This is a genomic window from Mongoliibacter ruber, from assembly GCF_003003005.1.
Lineage (GTDB): Bacteria > Bacteroidota > Bacteroidia > Cytophagales > Cyclobacteriaceae > Mongoliibacter > Mongoliibacter ruber.
In genome coordinates this window covers 89,535-107,536 of sequence record NZ_PVTR01000004.1, presented here as the reverse complement: position 1 = coordinate 107,536, position 18,002 = coordinate 89,535, and the positions used below count along the sequence as shown (strand labels likewise).

The 18,002-nt window shown below is 40.9% G+C and carries 13 protein-coding genes; 12 read left to right on the top strand and 1 reads right to left on the bottom strand.

The window, feature by feature from the left end; all coding sequences use genetic code 11:
- Positions 1–127 precede the first annotated feature (127 nt).
- Positions 128–1,471, bottom strand: a complete 1,344-nt coding sequence (locus CLW00_RS08035; protein ID WP_106133165.1) for a M24 family metallopeptidase — start codon at positions 1,469–1,471, stop codon at positions 128–130.
- Between the two features lie 582 nt (positions 1,472–2,053).
- Between CLW00_RS08035 and CLW00_RS08030 the strand changes: the two genes are divergently transcribed.
- From CLW00_RS08030 to CLW00_RS07975, 12 genes are all read left to right on the top strand, one after another.
- Positions 2,054–2,629, top strand: a complete 576-nt coding sequence (locus CLW00_RS08030; RefSeq protein WP_106133164.1) for a DUF2911 domain-containing protein — start codon at positions 2,054–2,056, stop codon at positions 2,627–2,629.
- Between the two features lie 129 nt (positions 2,630–2,758).
- The gene (locus tag CLW00_RS08025) at positions 2,759–5,188 is read left to right on the top strand and encodes a penicillin acylase family protein (RefSeq protein WP_106133369.1); all 2,430 of its coding nucleotides are present in this window, start codon (positions 2,759–2,761) and stop codon (positions 5,186–5,188) included.
- A 3-nt stretch (positions 5,189–5,191) separates the two neighbouring features.
- Entirely contained in the window at positions 5,192–5,566 is a 375-nt protein-coding gene (locus CLW00_RS08020; protein ID WP_106133163.1) for a hypothetical protein, read from the top strand.
- 163 nt (positions 5,567–5,729) lie between these two features.
- Entirely contained in the window at positions 5,730–6,236 is a 507-nt protein-coding gene (locus CLW00_RS08015; protein ID WP_106133162.1) for a transcriptional regulator, read from the top strand.
- 214 nt (positions 6,237–6,450) lie between these two features.
- Positions 6,451–9,036 (top strand): SLBB domain-containing protein, encoded by a 2,586-nt coding sequence (locus tag CLW00_RS08010; protein ID WP_245917198.1) that lies wholly within the window; start codon positions 6,451–6,453, stop codon positions 9,034–9,036.
- 27 nt (positions 9,037–9,063) lie between these two features.
- Complete coding sequence (locus CLW00_RS08005; protein WP_106133160.1) at positions 9,064–10,854, top strand: ABC transporter ATP-binding protein; 1,791 nt, start codon at positions 9,064–9,066, stop codon at positions 10,852–10,854.
- The gene (locus CLW00_RS08000; protein ID WP_342747905.1) at positions 10,851–11,936 is read left to right on the top strand and encodes a DegT/DnrJ/EryC1/StrS family aminotransferase; all 1,086 of its coding nucleotides are present in this window, start codon (positions 10,851–10,853) and stop codon (positions 11,934–11,936) included. The genes CLW00_RS08005 and CLW00_RS08000 overlap by 4 nt, the downstream gene beginning before the upstream one ends.
- Positions 11,937–11,947: 11 nt before the next feature.
- On the top strand, positions 11,948–13,090 hold the full coding sequence (locus tag CLW00_RS07995; RefSeq protein WP_106133159.1) for an HpcH/HpaI aldolase/citrate lyase family protein: 1,143 nt from the start codon (positions 11,948–11,950) through the stop codon (positions 13,088–13,090).
- Entirely contained in the window at positions 13,090–14,436 is a 1,347-nt protein-coding gene (locus CLW00_RS07990) for an MmgE/PrpD family protein (protein WP_106133158.1), read from the top strand. The genes CLW00_RS07995 and CLW00_RS07990 overlap by 1 nt, the downstream gene beginning before the upstream one ends.
- 19 nt (positions 14,437–14,455) lie before the next feature.
- The gene (locus CLW00_RS07985; RefSeq protein ID WP_106133157.1) at positions 14,456–15,349 is read left to right on the top strand and encodes a peptidase; all 894 of its coding nucleotides are present in this window, start codon (positions 14,456–14,458) and stop codon (positions 15,347–15,349) included.
- Position 15,350: 1 nt separating this feature from the next.
- A complete protein-coding gene (locus CLW00_RS07980; RefSeq protein WP_106133156.1) occupies positions 15,351–16,397 on the top strand; it encodes an Ldh family oxidoreductase in 1,047 nt (348 codons plus the stop codon).
- Positions 16,384–17,631, top strand: a complete 1,248-nt coding sequence (locus CLW00_RS07975; protein WP_106133155.1) for an ATP-grasp domain-containing protein — start codon at positions 16,384–16,386, stop codon at positions 17,629–17,631. Before CLW00_RS07980 ends, CLW00_RS07975 begins: the two co-directional genes overlap by 14 nt.
- The last annotated feature ends 371 nt before the right edge of the window (positions 17,632–18,002 follow it).

Genomic DNA, 18,002 nt, shown 5'->3' with positions numbered 1-18,002 from the left:
TTATTCGCAATCATGCAGCTAATTAATTAAAAGATAGTTTTTGGCGCAGAAAGGTAAAATCAAACTACTCAAAATAGTTAGTCTAAAAACAAAACAGCCACTGAAATTTCCAGTGGCTGTTTTGCTTTTATTTAATCAAAATCAATTCCTCTTGTGGTTTGATCAGATATCTTGCTCCATCGCTGGTTACAACGGCTGTTTCTTCCACAGACATGGTTTTAGTACCGCCATCAGGCAATTTCCAAGCATGGAATCCGTCAAAAGCAAACAACATACCTTCTTTAAGTGGCTTCATGGCAGCGGGTCTCACACTTGGGTCAGGAAGGTTTCCAGCACCTAGATTTGGACCAATATCGTGCGCCACGTAACCTACAGGGTGACCTGTACTCCACATAACATACTCTGATCCCCTTTCGTCCATCCACTCTCTTTGTGCCTTATCCACTTGATAACCCAGCACGCCAGGTTTCATAGCAGCCAAGGCAATCCTGTTACCTCCAATAGAAGACTCAAAGTAGAATTGTACAGAATCAGGTGCCGCTGTCTCACCATCCCTGAGCACATAAGCAAATCGCTGTATGTCCGATACCCACATGTCATAAACTCTGATGCCGAAGTCAGTCTGAATGACATCACCTGGCATTATGACTTTGTCTGTAGGGTGGGAGTGACCTCGGTCAGGACCTGAATTCACACTTGGGTTTTGATCGGGAGACCAACCGTCTTTTACACCATACTCCTCCATTTTTTTCTTCAAAAATTTGGCAACATCAGCATCAGTGGTTTTGCCAGGAACGACTTGATTGTATGCTTCTACTTGCCACTGCGCTGTCAGTTCAGCAGCTTTGGTCATGATTTCTACTTCGGAGGGAAGTTTTACGGCCAAGTATTCATAAATCAATTCTTCCGCTGATACCAATTTGCTGGCATGATTACCCAAAGCCTCTTCCAAAGTCTTTCTTTGGGTATAGCTCAACCCATCAGCCAAAAGCTCTTCAAAAGAACTGTTGATGGCTATCTTCTCAAAATTTTGTCCTTTGATGAACTCAGCACCTTGTAGGATAGCTGATTTTCCCCTTTCGACGGGAATTACCTCATCATGAATTTTCAATTCCCCAAGCGCTGTTGCTTCGCCTACTGGAGAAAATACTTTTGAGATGGCTTTGTCACCTTCTAGGTAAAAAAGAAACAAGGCAGTTCCTCCCGCATTTTCTCCACCTACATGATGTGCAATGGGGTCATTGTTGTTTTCTCTGCAAATAATTACCCAAGCATCTATTCCAGATTCTTTCATGGCTTGGGGAAGTAGTTTTTCCAATCTTTCCTTCCTGATTTCAGGCCAAGGACTTGGACCTGTGAATGGACTCTCCACTTTTACTTCAGCGGCCTCATTACTTTGGCAGGAGATGAAAAATGTTGAAAGCAAAGTAAGGATTAGGGCTGAGCTTAAACTGTAAAATTTAATTTTCATTTGATTGTAATTAGTTTTTGAAGGTAAAATGGAACGCCCTGACACCCTGATCAATGTTGAGGCATTTACCTACGTGATCCTGTTTGTATGGGATTATATGGCATTTCATTTTCGCTTATTTGGTGAATAGTCTCAATATTCTGAAAATTAACAATATCCTTAGCAGATTTAAAAGTCTTTTGTGTTGATTGATAATATTTTTGTTTCGGATGATTCCAGTTTGCGTCACCTAAATTTTATGCACTAAATGCATGAATTCTAGAACAAAAAGCCAAGTTCATGTCATTTATTTTTTAATTATATGCATTTAAACTAAAGATATACAGTTATTTAGAAATTGGTATTTGAGGTGTTGGTGTAATTTATAGAGTTTTCCTGAGCCTCAATAGGTTTTAAAGTATAGAAGTTAACATCAGTTATTTTTCTCAAATTCATAACTATTAAAGTTTTGATTTTAAAGTGTATACCTTTCAGAGGTAGCTATCACGGTTGTGTAAAGATGCTTTGGGATAAATGCGCTTTGGAATGATTTTGGAAAGTAATTCAAAAATTATTTAACTTAGAATCGTAAAAACGATACTTATGAAAAACACCAATCTTTTAATGAACATCGCCTTGGCATCTGGATTTGCTTTTCTCACTGCATGTGGCGGCGGACAAAACAATGAAAGTAATGAAGTAGTGGAAGAAACTGTAACGGAAGAATCGGAAACTGCTCAAAGACCAAGCCCCTTGAGGAAATTAGAAGGGACGATTGGGGATGCTAAAGTAGAAATCCAATACGGAGCACCTTCAGTAAAAGGAAGGGTAGTATGGGGAGATTTAGTTCCTTACAATGAAGTTTGGAGAACTGGAGCAAACGAATCTACTTACGTGGATTTTGACAAAGATGTAATGGTGGAAGGTTCTGAACTCAAAGCTGGAAGGTATTCTTTGTTTACAATTCCAAAACAATCAGGAAATTATACAGTGATCTTTAATTCTGAATGGGATTTGGAACACGGTCACTTCCAATACAAGGAAGAAAATGATGTTTTGAGGGTTGAATCTACTCCTGAATTTGTGGACCAAAGCCAAGAGCAATTGACCATAGCTATAGAATCACCTGGCATTGTGGTCAGATGGGAGAAATTGAAGCTTCCAATAGTTATAGAGTAGTTGAGATAATTAACATTTCGATCCCCTTTGCCACAGCAAAGGGGATTTTTTTTTAATTATCTTATGAGTAAAGTATTAGGTAATTTTATTCTTTTTAAATTCAAGCTCTGTTTTATCAGTTCATCTCCTATGCGTTACTTCGCTTTCTTAGTTTCTCTTCTGATCACGCTTTCACTGGGTGTTGCCCTTTCTATTCAATTTGGCTCCGTTCCTCCATTGGGCAAACTACTTGATCCCAATCAGGGATTTTGGCAAAATTCATATTCCGAAGACCACAAACGAGATAAAAGTATTAGGCTTGTTGGCCTAAAAGCACCTGTCAAAGTGCAGTACGATGAGCACTTGATTCCACATATTTTTGCAGAAAATGAAGAAGACCTTTACAAAGTACAAGGTTATGTGACAGCCAAACACAGGTTGTGGCAAATGGAATTCCAGACCATGGCTGCAGCTGGCAGGATATCTGAAATAGTAGGCTCAATAGCGCTGGATGTCGATAAGTTGGCGAGAAGAAAAGGCTTGCCGTTTAGTGCGGAAAATGCCATGTCATATATCAAAGAGAGTGACCCCGAAAGTTACCTTTTGGTACAGTCTTATACAGATGGAGTCAACCAATATATCTCCGAGCTGAGTTATTCGGAATTACCCTTAGAATATAAAATCCTCAACTACAGGCCAGAACCTTGGTCGATTTACAAAAGCTTTCTGTTGCTAAAGTATATGGCGGATATGCTGGTCGGAGATGCCGACCTGGAATTCACCAATCTCAGAATCATTCTCGGGGAAACCTTGCTGAATGAGTTGTATCCTGATTTTCCTGAAGACAATGATCCAGTAATTGAAGCGGGTAAAAAATGGGATTTCACAGCTCTGGAGGTAGTAAAACCAGATGGTCTAAATTATCCTGATGAAAAAATAATCGTCTCCACCCTTCCTCAGCCGGAAGATGGTGTAGGTTCAAACAACTGGGCAGTGGCGCCTAAAAAAACCAAAAACGGTAAGGCACTGATTGCAAACGATCCGCATTTGGGACTTAACCTGCCTTCCCTTTGGTACGCCATGCAACTGAGTACTCCAAGCTATAAGGTTAAAGGAGCCACTCTTCCCGGAGCTTTGGGGATTATTTCAGGGTTCAATGAAAGTATAGCTTGGGGGGTTACCAACGCCACAAGGGATACCAGAGATTGGTACAAAGTCCAATTTAAAAATGAAGAAAGAACGGAATACTTGTACAATGACAGGTGGATTAAAAGTAACCTCAGGATTGAGGCCATCAGGGTCAAGGGACAAGCTACCTTTTATGATACAGTAGTCTATACCCATCATGGCCCGGTGGTGTTTGATAAAAACTTCCGCGGAGAAAGACAAGATGTCAATTTCGCACTCAAATGGACAGCACACATGGAATCCAATGAGCAAAAAACCTTCTTAATGCTCAACAGGGGAAAAAATCATCAGGATTACCTTGACGCCTTAGACCATTATACCTCCCCCGCTCAAAATTTTGTTTTTGCTTCCAAAGAAGGAGATATCGCCATGAAGGTGCAAGGTAGATTTCCTCTCAAATGGGAAGGACAAGGCAAGTTTCTAATGGATGCCAACGACCCAAGATTTGAATGGAAAGGTTATATTCCTTTTGATCAAAACCCGGCGACACTAAATCCTGCCAGAGGGTTTGTTTCTTCTGCCAACCAACATTCTGTTTCTGAAGATTACCCTTATTATGTTTTCGACAAGTCTTTTGAGCATTATCGAAACAGGAGGTTGAATGACCGTCTAAGGGAAATGGATAACCTTACCCTTGATGATATGAAAGCTTTGCAGTTTGATTCCTATCACCTGCATGCGGCTGAAGCTCTTCCTGTCATGATTTCCTTATTGGAAGCGTCAATAACCTCTACCGATTCCGCAAAAGTAAATCCGTATTTGGAAATGCTTTCAGGCTGGAATTTCAACACATTTCCCAATCAACAAGAGCCGGTATTGTTTCAAATTTGGTGGGATAACTTGTATAGATCCATTTGGTCTTTTCTTGATCAGGATAATGTACCGGTCATCTATCCCAACAAATATCAGACAGTAAAATTGCTGAATGAAGATCCAGAAGGCAACATTTTTGGGAAGTCGGGGAAACCAACTCTGAAAAGTGCAAAAGATCATGTCACCGGAAGTTTCCAAAGTATGTTAGAGAAAATAGAAAAATGGGAAAGTGAAAACGGAAATGAAGAATACACTTGGGCGGCGTTTAAAAACACAAGCATCAACCACTTGGTACCAAACTTTGAGTCATTTAGCAGAAAAGGAATCTATACCGGAGGAGGATCAGGGATCCTGAATGCCACAGGTTCGAGACATGGTGCGAGTTGGCGTTATGTCGCTGAAATGGGCGATCAGGTCACCGCTTTTGGTATTTACCCAGGTGGACAATCAGGAAATCCAGGAAGTAAGTACTACGATAACTTCATCAAACTATGGGCAAATGGTGAGTATGTCAACTTTAACTTTAGAGCGCAAGAAGATACTCAAGGTGTTATATTTTCAACAGAGTTCAGTAATTAAACCATGATAAAATCTTTTGTATTAGCCATTCTGACATCACTTGTGGTTTTGTTTTTAGGAAAACTTGCGCCATACTGGGTTTTGATGCTTCTCGTTTCCTTACTGGCCATAGCCATTAATCCGAGACCATGGCCAGCGTTTTTTGCAGCTGGTTTTGCATTTGGTCTGACTTGGTTTGTCTTGACGATCTGGATTTCTGTCCAATCTGAATCAAATCTACCCGAACAAATGGCGGTATTGATGGGTGTGAAAAGCGATAACTTTCTTTGGTTGGTTACTGGCATTTTGGGGTATTTGATAGGAGGATTTTCTGCCATGACAGGTTCCCTTTTTAGGAAAATATTTGAACGAAAGGATATGGGGATCTATAGAAGTTGATACCAAAAGCCAAATGTTTTTACAGTTCTCTAAAAGTTATAAAAAATATAAAAAAAGTTCTGTTATAAACGTTCGCTTGCCTTCATAATAAAAACAGCTGAAAAAATTTTGCTTTTGAAAACTAGACGAGTACTTTTGTTGCTCATTTCCCAGCGCCATTTTTATGTTAGAATCTTTAATCACATCAAAGACTAGGCTAAAGCTTTTGGTCAAATTTTTTATTAATGAGAATAATCAAAGTCACTTAAGAGGTCTGGCAGATGAGTTTGGAGAATCTACCAATGCTATCAGAAAAGAACTGAATCACCTTACCGAGGCAGGGTTTTTGGTGAAACAGTCTGAGAAAAATAAAATAGAGTACAAAGCCAATACCGATCACCCTCTTTATCAAAATCTTCATGAACTCATAAGGAAATACCTTGGCTTAGACCGGTTGCTGGAAGCTATACTGGAGCGTATGGGAGATGTGTCGCAGGTAGTCCTTACGGGAGACTATGCCAATGGAAATAGCAGCGGAGTAATTTCTGTAGATATTTTGGGTCAAAATCTGAATGAAGCTTACCTCGAAAAGCTAAGTGTCAGAATAGAAAATCTGATCGGGAAAAAAGTGGATTTCAAAATCAGTCAAGGGGATATTGATCCGAAAGGGCTGATTTTATATACCAAGTAAAAGCTTACTGAATCTGCAGTAAGAAGGATTGCTAAATGTAGAATGTCAAGTGCAAAATTGTGACTGAAAGGGCGAAGCTGTATCCAAACGTCATTATTACCCAAAAAATCTAATATCTTTAAAAAAACTACGTTAATTCGTGAAAACATCGAAAATATCTATGCAAGGATTTTTCCTAAAGAAAGAATTTCTATTTCTGGTTTTATCTTTTGTTATGTTAGTTCAATTGGGATATTCTCAGTCTATGAACGACATTCAAAACCTCAAAGTTGATAACCTTTCAGATGCCCAGATTGAGCAATTGATCAAGCGTGCAGAGTCTGCCGGAATGAATGAATCCCAGTTGGAAGCTTATGCCAGAGAGCGAGGAATGCCTGCAAGTGAAGTAGGCAAACTCCGTGATAGGATACAGCAATTGAGATCTGGAATCAGGCCAGGGCAGCAACAGCAGATGAGGCCAGGTCAGCAGGCAGGTCAGGTCAGGCAGATTGCAGGATTCAATATGAACCCGGCGCTTTTTGATTCTATTCGTCGGGCAGATCCATACTTTGACCTTACTCCGGAACAGAAGAAAATCTTTGGATACAAGCTTTTCCACAACAGAAGTTTGACTTTTAACCCAAGCCTCAATATCCCAACTCCGGGCAGTTATGTGATAGGGACTGGGGATCAATTGATTATTGATGTCTATGGAGCTTCTCAGCAGTCTTATGAATTGACCGTGACAACGGAAGGTAGAATTATGATCCCAAACTTGGGTCCGATTTCAGTCGGTGGCTCCACAGTAGATGCGGCAAGACCAAGGATCAGACAACAGCTTGCTAAAATATATTCAGGTTTGCTTGGAAGCAATCCCAATACTTTTCTGGAAATCAGGTTAGGAAATATCAGGTCAATTTCAGTTTCAATGGTAGGTGAACTGATAAAGCCCGGAACCTATACTTTACCTTCCTTTGCTTCTGTTTTCAATGCTTTGTATGCAGCTGGAGGACCAAATGAAAATGGAACCTTTAGAAACATACAAGTCTATAGAGACAGCAAGTTGATAGGCGAAGTGGATATTTATGATTTTCTAATAAAAGGAGAACACAGCACAAATGTCACCCTTAGGGATAATGATGTTGTGATAGTGCAACCATTTAGAAACAGAGTTGAATTGAAGGGGCCTGTCAGGAGAGAAGGTTATTTTGAGATGAAGCCAGAGGAGAGTGTATTGGACCTTATCAATTTTGCAGGTGGTTTTTCTTCTATGGCATACAAAGAGCGAGTGACTATTCGAAGAGCCACGGGTGAACAAATGAAAGTTCATGACTTAAACACAGAGAACTTTTCCAGTTTCAGTTTACAGGATGGAGATGAAATTACAGTAGGGGAGCGCCTCAACCGCTTTGAGAATAGGGTTCAGGTTTCCGGCGCTGTTTTCAGGCCTGGAGAGTTCAGTATTCCTGAGGAAGGAATGGGTATAAGGACTTTGATAGAAAAAGCTGAAGGATTAAGAGGGGATGCATTTAGTGGACGTGCTATATTATATAGGACCAAAGAAGATTTGACCTTGGAATCGAGGTCCGTAGATTTGAAGGGAATCTTGGACGGAACTGTTCCTGACATTGAATTACGAAGAGAAGATGTATTGAGTATCCCAAGTAGGTATGATTTGAAAGAAGAATATTATGTCAGAATTACAGGTGAAATCAATATCCCCGGTGCTTATGCCTATGCTGAAAATTTAACCGTTTCCGATTTGGTTCTAAAAGCAGGTGGTTTCAAAGATGCAGCTTCAAATTCTTATATAGAAATTGCTAGAAGGGTAAGAAATGATATCTCCGGAAAAATTGCTGAGATTATCAATATCGATGTGGATCCACAACTCAACCTCAGTTCGGAAGATGCCTCGGTTATCCTTCAGCCATTTGACCATATTTTTGTAAGAAGAAGTCCGGGATTTCAGAGAGAAAGGATAGTAGAAGTGCAAGGGGAAGTTTTTTACCCGGGTGAATTCGCGCTGAGTAATGCTAATGAAAGGATTTCTGATTTGATCAGAAGAGCAGGTGGATTGAATCAATTTGCCTATCCAAAAGGAGCGACCTTGATCAGAAGGACGGAGTATTTTCAACCTTTGACAGAAAGTGAAATCAAGGAGCAGAACCTGAGATCTGTAGTAGCCAAGCTGACGCGAGAAGGAATGAGTCTCAGTGAAGCTGAAGACATAGCTTTAGAAAGAATTGAAAAGAGGTTGTTGGATAAGGAAGAGGCAAAGGTCAAAATGGAAGAAAAGGAAAAACAGACCTTGGCTTCAAGATTCCGTGCAGAAAGGCTCCAGGATGTTTCGGTAGGAGATACTTCTTTGGTTCAGTATGAGTTTAAGGAGCAGGAACTTATTGGTATCAACCTAGGTACTATTATGGCAAATCCTGGTTCAGCCCAAGATTTGATATTAGAAGAAGGTGATATCATTAGCATTCCAAAAGAGCTTCAGACAGTAAGGATGCGTGGTGAAGTATTGTTCCCAACGACAGCAAGGTACCAAGAGTTGAGAGGTTTTAAATCCTATATTTCCCGTGCAGGTGGATTTACAGAAGATGCCAGAAGAGGCAAATCTTACGTGGTTTATGCCAATGGTGATGTACAAAGGACCAGGAAATTTTTGTTTGTTAAATTCTACCCACACATAGAACCAGGTGCTGAGATCATCGTGCCTCAGAAGCCAGAAAGGCAGCCAATGACGCCGCAGGCATGGATTGGACTGGCTACCAGCATGGCCACATTGGCCTTATTGATCAGTAATTTCACAAATAATTGATTTCTCAGATTAGTAGCAAAAGATTAAATGAAGGGTAGCAATTCTGGCTCGTTCAGGTATTTTCGTTATTTCTATTCCAAATTAAGGTATAAGGTTTTTGTTGCCTTGATTCTGAGTTTGGCTGTGGGTGTGTTGGATGGCTTTGGCCTTGCCATGTTTTTGCCACTACTACAAATGGTAGGAGGTGAGGATGCTACTGCATCGGGTGAAGGCCTGGGTGGTATGGAGTTTCTTGTTTCGGGATTAGATAGCATAGGGGTTACACTCACCCTTCATTCTGTCTTGATCATGATTTTGATCTTTTTTGTATTCAAAGGGGTGATGAAATTTTGTCAGGGCTATTACAATGTACTCACGCAGCAATACTTTATTCGGAAACTCCGCCTACAAAATGCAAAGATGTTGGGGAATTTTTCCTACAAGTCTTTCGTGACCTTGGACTCGGGAATGATTCAGAATACCATGGGGGGCGAAATGGGAAGGGTTTCTACTGCCTTTAAAAACTATTTCAGTGCCATTCAATCAGGTGTCCTGGTAGCTGTTTATCTTGGATTGGCGATAATTACCAACTTTCAGTTTGCGATTCTTGTGGCAATAGGAGGAGGTTTATCTAATTTGGTATACAACAGGATATACAAAAAGACCAAACAAACATCCAAAAAGATCACAAAAGGAGGACATGTTTACCAAGGTCTATTGATTCAAAATGTAGCATTTTTCAAGTATTTAAAGGCTACAGGTTTGATGGATCTGTTTTATGCTAAAATGAAATCAGCCATTGAATACATAGAATCGAGCAACAGGAAGATAGGCTTTTACAACTCCTTGGTAGTCGCTGCAAGAGAGCCGCTTGTGATCACCGTTGTGGTATTAGTCATACTTATCCAAGTAAATGTATTTTCACAAAACATTGGGGCGATTGTCCTGAGTTTATTGTTTTTTTACAGATCTCTTAACTCACTTGTGGAGCTGCAGAATCATTGGAATAATTTCCTAAATGTGACCGGTTCTCTTGACAATGTAATTGCTTTTGGAGAGCAATTGAAAAAAGCCCAAGACAGCAATGGTATTGAACCCTATACAAACCTCAATAGGACAATTGATTTGGAAAATGTGAGCTATGGATATAACGGTGAAAATGTCATCAATAACTTAAACCTGGTTATTGACTCTAAAAGTACTGTTGCATTCGTCGGAGAAAGTGGGAGTGGCAAAACCACATTAGTCAACCTCATTGTCGGGCTATTTTACCCTGATTCAGGAGAAGTCAAAATTGATGGTGTCAATATCAAAAACCTAAAGAAAGAGACATATCAAAGCAAAATTGGATATATATCCCAAGATCCTGTGATATTCAACGATTCAATTTTTAACAACATCAGTGGTTGGGCTGAAAAAACTCCTGAAAACATCAATAGATTTTGGAATGCTTTGGAAAAAGCCGCAATTGAAGATTTCGTCAGGACTTTGCCTGAGCAAGAGAAGACCCTTTTGGGTAACAATGGTATTCAAGTAAGTGGAGGTCAAAAACAAAGGTTGGCTATTGCCAGAGAGCTATACAAAAATATTGACATTTTGGTCATGGATGAAGCTACTTCAGCCTTGGATTCCGAAACTGAGAAAATCATCCAGGAAAACATCGATCACCTCAAAGGGAAATTGACCATTTTAATCATTGCACATAGACTTTCCACCATCAAAACATCGGATAAGATCATCTTGTTGAAAAATGGTGAAATAGAAGATCAAGGCTCTTACAGAGAGCTGATCTCAGGAAGTAAGCGATTCAATAAAATGGTTCAAATGCAAGAAATATGAAAATGATTCCAGTAACGAAGCCTTTCTTGCCTCCCAAAGCGGAGTATGACAAATACCTGGAGGGTATATGGGAAAGAAATTGGTTGACCAATAATGGTCCATTGGTAGGTGAGCTTGAATCGAGCTTGAAAGAGTACTTAGGTCTTCCATACTTATCATACTTAGGGAATGGCACCGTTGCCTTGCAATTGGCCATAAAGGCATTGGAACTTAAAGGTGAGATCATTACCACTCCTTTTTCCTATGTAGCGACTACGAGTTCAATAGTCTGGGAAGGCTGCAAGCCTGTTTTTGTGGACATTGATCCGGACACCTTCAATATTGATCCGACAAAAATAGAGGCTTCAATAACACCCAAAACCTCTGCAATCCTAGCCACACATTGTTTTGGGAATCCTTGTGAAGTAGAAGTTATTGATGCCATTGCCCAAAAGCACAACCTGAAGGTGATTTATGATGCTGCCCATTGTTTTGGAACCCTTTACAAAGGTCAAACTATTTTCAATTGGGGTGATATTTCCACAACAAGTTTTCATGCTACCAAACTATTTCACACCATTGAAGGTGGTGCCATTTTCGCCAAAGATGAAGAGTTGAATAAAAAGATCGCCTGGATGAGAAACTTTGGCCACCACGGACCGGAAAAATTCTACGGGGTGGGCATAAACGGAAAAAATTCCGAAGTGCATGCAGCCATGGGCCTGGTCAATCTCAAGCATATTGAAGGAATTCTTGCCGCCAGAAAACGTCAATCGTACTTTTACGACTCTTACCTGGATTCCACCTCTATCAGAAAGCCTAAAGTAAGTGAATCCACAGGTTTTAATTATGCCTATTATCCAGTGGTTTTCAATTCATCTGAGGAAATGATGAAAGTCAAAGCCGCACTGGAAGAACAGGAGATTTATCCCAGACGTTATTTTCACCCAAGTTTGAGTTCCTTGAATTACGTGGAAAACATCCCTACGCCTATCTCAGATGAGGTTGCCTCAAAGATCCTTTGCCTCCCGATTTACCATGACCTTTCAGAAAGTGATCAACAAAGAGTCTGCGGTATTATTTTAAAGCAGTTAGACAGTTAAACAATATAAAATTGAAACATAATTCCCACCACAAGGATTTTAGTTTTTTAAAGGAACCGGTTACCTTCAATAAGTTTACGGATAAAAAATTGCTTCAGTATTGTTTGGGTGCAACCCTGTACATGCCCGGGACAAAAGATATCCTACAAAAGATTTTGGCGAAATCACTTCACCCTCTGACTTCAATGGTGATGTGTTTTGAAGATGCTATCAAGGAGGAAGATGTACGCAATGCGGAAGAGAATGTACTGCGCCACCTTTCGTCTATCTTTGATGCCATACAGAAGGATGAGATCTCAGTAGATGATGTTCCTTTGATATTTTTGAGGGTAAGAAATGTGAGTCAGTTTGTGGGTTTTGTTTCCAAACTCAGCAAAGAACAGGCTGAAGTCTTGACCGGCTTTGTTTTCCCGAAGTTTTATTCCTCCAATGCAGACGTATATCTCCAAAAGCTGAAAGAGATCAATGAAACCCTTGGGGTATCTCTTTACGCCATGCCGATCCTGGAAGGAAGATCGATTGCTTACAGGGAGTCAAGGGTGGAGGAACTTAACCTGCTTTCCGAAAAGGTTTTTGCCTTCAAAGAACTGATATTGAACATCAGAATAGGAGGGACAGATTTCTCCTCGATCTTTGGAGTAAGAAGAAGTATCAATACCTCGATTTATGATATTCTTCCTGTCAGGGACTGCATATCCGATATTCTCAATTTTTTCAACAGAGACACCATAGATTATACCGTGTCAGCGCCAGTATGGGAATATTTTCTTGCTTACAAAAAAGATAATCTTGAAGAATTACTGCAGAAGAATATCAACCACAACCTATTGAGCCGGAGTACCATTATCAATGATGCCATTGACGGATTGCTCAGGGAAATCCTTTTGGACAAGGCAAACGGATTTGTGGGCAAAACGATCATCCACCCATCCCATATTAAGTTTGTGAATGCCATGCAGGCTGTCACAAGAGAAGAATTCGAAGATGCCGAGCAGATACTCCAAACCAACGGAGGAGTAATCAAAAGTGCAAAGGCCAACAAGATGAATGAAATCAACCCGCATAGAAGCTGGGCCAAGGGAGTAGTCTTGCGTGCAGAAGCCTACGGGGTGATTGAGGATGAAAATGATTACCTGAAATTAATGTTAAGCTGATGCCAACCGTATCTGATATTTTTAGTGATTACCTATATGGATTCCATACGTCCGGAATCCTTCAAAAAGACCTTGAAAAAGCAAAAGCATGTTTAAAGGATTACCTGGGAGTGACCATAGGGGGTGCCAATGCCTTGTTCTCGAAACATCCGGATATTTGCTTTTTACTGGAAGGGGCCAGCGGAGAGAGCAGTGTAATAGGAACGGGTAAAAATTCAAGCTTGCTGAATGCCGCTTTGATAAACGGTATTTCCTCACATTACCTTGAACTTGACGATGGTTTTAGGTTTGGGATGGTACATCCTGGAACCGTAATTTTTTCTGCTTTATTGCCTTTGGTTGAACTGAAAAAGATTTCGGGGCTCGAATTCCTGAAGGCGACCGTCCTGGCTTACGAAGCCTGTCTAAGACTGTCCAAAGCCATGCAACCAAGGCTGAAAGAAAAAGGACTGCATGCCACAGGTGTAGTGGCCGGTGTCGGGGCAGCGCTTGGTGTAGGCTTTGCTTTGGGTTATTCCAAAGATCAGTTAAAATCTGTACTTGCAGCTGCAGCCACAAGTTCATCCGGGATCTTGGAAGTGATCAGGGATGAATCCCAATTGAAACCTTTCAACAGTGGTCAGGCTGCAATGAATGGCCTGGCGGCAGGTTTGTCCGGTAAAGCCAATATGATGGGGCCAAATGACGTACTGGGTGGCAGTCAGGGATTTTTCTTTGTCAATTCCGATGCTTCGGGAGTAGATACACTAATGGAGGAAAGCAGCGAGGCATTTATCCATAGTATTTATGTCAAGCCTTACGCGGCTTGCAGACATGCGCATGCACCGGTTGAAGCTGCCCTGTACCTGAAAGAAGAACATGGATTAGATGTTGAAATGATTGAAAGCGTCAGCGTCGAAACCTATAAATTTGCTGTGGTACTGCATGACCATCAGGAGGTCGGTTCTCCTGCTTCTGCAAAAATGAGTACCCCTTACGCTGTGGCTGCGGCCCTTGTTTTCGGGAAAGTGGGAATGGAACAGTTCAAAGAAGAAGCAGTAAAAGATGAGCGTGTTCAGACATTGTGCAAAAAAGTCAGCGTATATGAGTCTGCCGAGCTTTCTGCTCAGGTTCCAGCCAAGAGAGCTGCGATTGTCAGGATAGGATTGAAGGGTAATTTAACTGTTGAGCATAAAATTGATTTCCCCAAAGGAGAGCCGGAAAACCCAATGTCTAACATTGAAATGGATGATAAATTTTCCTCTTTGATGGATTTTGCAGGAGTTTCCAATACTGCTCAAGAGGAAATCCTGACCATTGTAGACAGTCTTGAAGACCGAATGAAAGAGTTGTTTGATTATTTGTAGAATTCCAGAATTAATAACGATGGAAAAATCAAGAGAATTTCTGAAAAAAATAGGGATGCCGATAGGGGATGCATACAGTTTGCCATCTTCCGAAAAGCGCTTCAGGGATGGGGCTCAATACCGCTTTGAAGTACCCGGGATCCAAGGTCCGGGCTCTATGAAAGCCTTGCTGGAGGAGACCGAAAGGTTGGGGCTGACCATCCACAGGGTGACCCAAACCAAAGGCATCATGATGCTTACTGATGAAGAGATTTTAAAGATGGTAGACCTTGCAAGTCAATATCAAGTGGAATTGGTACTTGCAGTCGGTCCAAGAGCGACCACAGACACAAGTGCTTCCGTCAATACCCCTGAGGGGCAGCGTATGGGATACAGGTTGCGTGGGCAGGAACAGATAGTACGTGCCATGGAAGAAATCCGTCGTGCTGTAGCTTTGGGCTGCCATTCATTTTTGGTTTATGATGAAGGTAGCTTATGGGTATTCAATGAAATGCGCAAAGCTGGTGAAATCCCTGAATCCTGTAAATTCAAAATTTCGGCCCATGCCGGACACGGCAATCCATGTTCGGGCAAAGTCCTGGAAATGATTGGTGCTGATTCCATGAATCCAGTGCGGGATATACAGATGCAGATGCTTGCTTCCCTGCGTCAGGGCATAGACATACCCATTGATGTACATACAGAAAACCCGGCATCTACGGGAGGGTTTATCAGGCATTATGAAGTCCCTGAAATGATCCGTGTGGCATCTCCGATATACCTCAAAACAGGTGGTTCAGTTGCCAAAAACCATAGCTGGGATACCAGCGATGCAGATGCAAGACAGCGCGCCAAACAGGTCAGTCTGGTGAAAAGGATGATCGATACGTATTACCCTGAGGCGATAGCTTCGGCTAAAGGGAGCATAAAATAATATGGCTTTGGTCGAAGTAATATGGATCAGGGAAGTCATTGAAAAGGTTCTTTTAAAATTTGACGTTCCTTCTGACGAAAGGGCAATAATTAGCGACAGCATCCTTCATGCCCATCAAACCGGGAAAGATACACACGGGATTTCAAGACTGCCCATTTATGTAAAAAAGATAAAGAACGGCAGCTTGCTGGCCAAAGCTGATATCGAAGTGGTCAAAGATACGCCTGTGGTAAAAACCATAAACGGCAACAACGGTTTTGGACAGGTCATTGCCGACTATGCAGTGCAGGACGGCATAGAGAAAGCCAGAAATTACGGAATTGGGATAGTAGGAGTAAGAGAAAGCAACAATTTCGGAACGATTGCCTATTTTTTGGAACAATGCACCAAGCAACACATGATCTCCATAGTGATGACCAATGCAGCACCTGCCATTTCCCCCTGGGGAGGTGAAAAGGCAATTTTTGGTACAAATCCGATCGGTTTCGGTTTCCCGACACCGCAGCCCTATGCAGATATAATTTTTGATATGGCAACAACGGTCGCAGCCAGGGGGAAAATAAGATTAGCGGCCAAAAACCAGAAGGAAATTCCATTGGGATGGGCTTTGGACGAAAACGGTATCCCTACAACAGACCCCGCTGAGGCCCTGAAAGGCACACTTCTTCCCATTGGTGGGCACAAAGGAGCAGGCCTTTCGATGATGATAGACCTTTTTTCGGGACTATTGACAGGGGCAGGTTTTGCAGGAGCAGTAAAACCACTTAATACGGAGGGTGAACATTCCGGCAACGGCCATTTCTTTATGGTATTGAACCCCTTATTTTTTATGGAAAAAGAAGAGTACGAAGAAAAAATCAGCCATTTTATCCAAACAATAAAGGCTTCAGGTGAAAAAAACACTGTTTTTTATCCTGGTGAGAGGGCACACAAGACGCAATCGGAAAGGGAAAACAGATTTGAATTAAGTGAAAAAGTATATTCAGAAATATTGACTTTGCTGGCTGAACTGAATATTGAAATAAAAACGACTGATGACATCAAGTAATATAAACGGCAAACCTGTGGCAATTGTCCTTGGAGGGACAAACCCCCATAAGCAGCTTATTGTCAATTTGAAAGAGAGAGGGTACTTTACAGTTCTTATAGATTACCTGGAAAACCCTTCTGCAAAAGAAGTGGCAGACCATCATGTTCAAGAGTCTACCTTGGATAAAGATAAAGTACTTGAAATCGCCAACCAATTTCAGCCAAAACTTATATTGTCAATTTGTATTGATCAGGCGAATGGGGTTGCAAGCTATGTTTCAGAAAAACTTGGCTTACCTGTTTTGCATAGTTTCCAAAGTACAAACCTGATAAACAACAAACTGAATTTGAAAAAATTCTGTGTTGAAAATAAGATCAATACCGCACCATTTATTGAAAAGTTCTCTATTGAAAACTTGAAGGTTCTCAATCTTCCTTTGGTTATCAAACCAGTTGACACCACCGGTTCAAAGGGTGTTTTGAAAATTGAAAATCTGGAAAACTTGTCCCAAATAATAGACAGGTCCCGGAGTTTTAGCCCTTCACAATCAGTGTTTATTGAGGAATTTGTCGAAGGTACTGAGGTGCAGGTGGATTGTTTTGTCATCGATGGCAAAGCAACTACTGTCATGTTCAATGTTAAAAATAAGCTAAAAACTGGGGCTGATGCTGTTATGCAGTCAATTGGGTCCACCTGTGTGCCCAAGAAGTATTTTTCGAATGCTGTAACAGAAGAATTTTCTGACATAGCCCAAAACATCGTAAATGGATTGTCTTTGAAATCAGGTCCTTTTTTTTTTCAGGCATTGATAAAAGACCAAAAAGTATATCTTATAGAATTTGCCCTAAGGATAGGAGGTGGTTTAAGTTACAAAATTATCCCAACAGTAACAGGATTTGATACCTTGCAGGCAAGTTTGGATGTGTTGTTAGGACTATTGCCAAGATTACCCGAGTCCCAAAACCAGGCTGACTATTTTGCTACCAATAATATATATGTAGAACCTGGGAAATTCGGGGAAATTGAATTTGATACGGGTATGGACCATTCATTGATTGAATTTTTTATTCCCTATAAAACCAAAGGGGCAGTGATAGGTGCCGAATTTTCAAGTAACAATAGAATTGGTGCTTTTATAACCAAAGGCAAAAGCATTTCTGAATTAAAGGTCAAAGCCAAACAAGTCTATGGCAGTTTCAAAGTACTCGATGTAAATGGTAAGCAACTAAACCATATTAACCTCAGACCTTAGGCATGGCAGAAAACTTCATACATCAATCAGTGAAAATTTATCTTGAAACTGACATTAGGTCAAGCTCTATAGGGGAGAACTCTTCAATAGGTGACCATAGCCAGGTTCATTCAAGTAAAATTGCGCCTTATGTAGCAATCAATAAAAGAAACCTAATTCAAAAATCTGATATTGATTCATTGACCTACACTGGAGTTAATACAATCATTAAACATGCAGAAATCGGGAAATTCTGTTCTATTTCCTGGAATGTTTCCATAGGAGGAAAGAATCATTCTTTTGACCTGGCTACCACCCATTCCAGATGGTGGTTTCAGAAGCTGTACTCGGGAATAAGCGAAAAACCTACAGAATATGAATCCTCCCCTAAG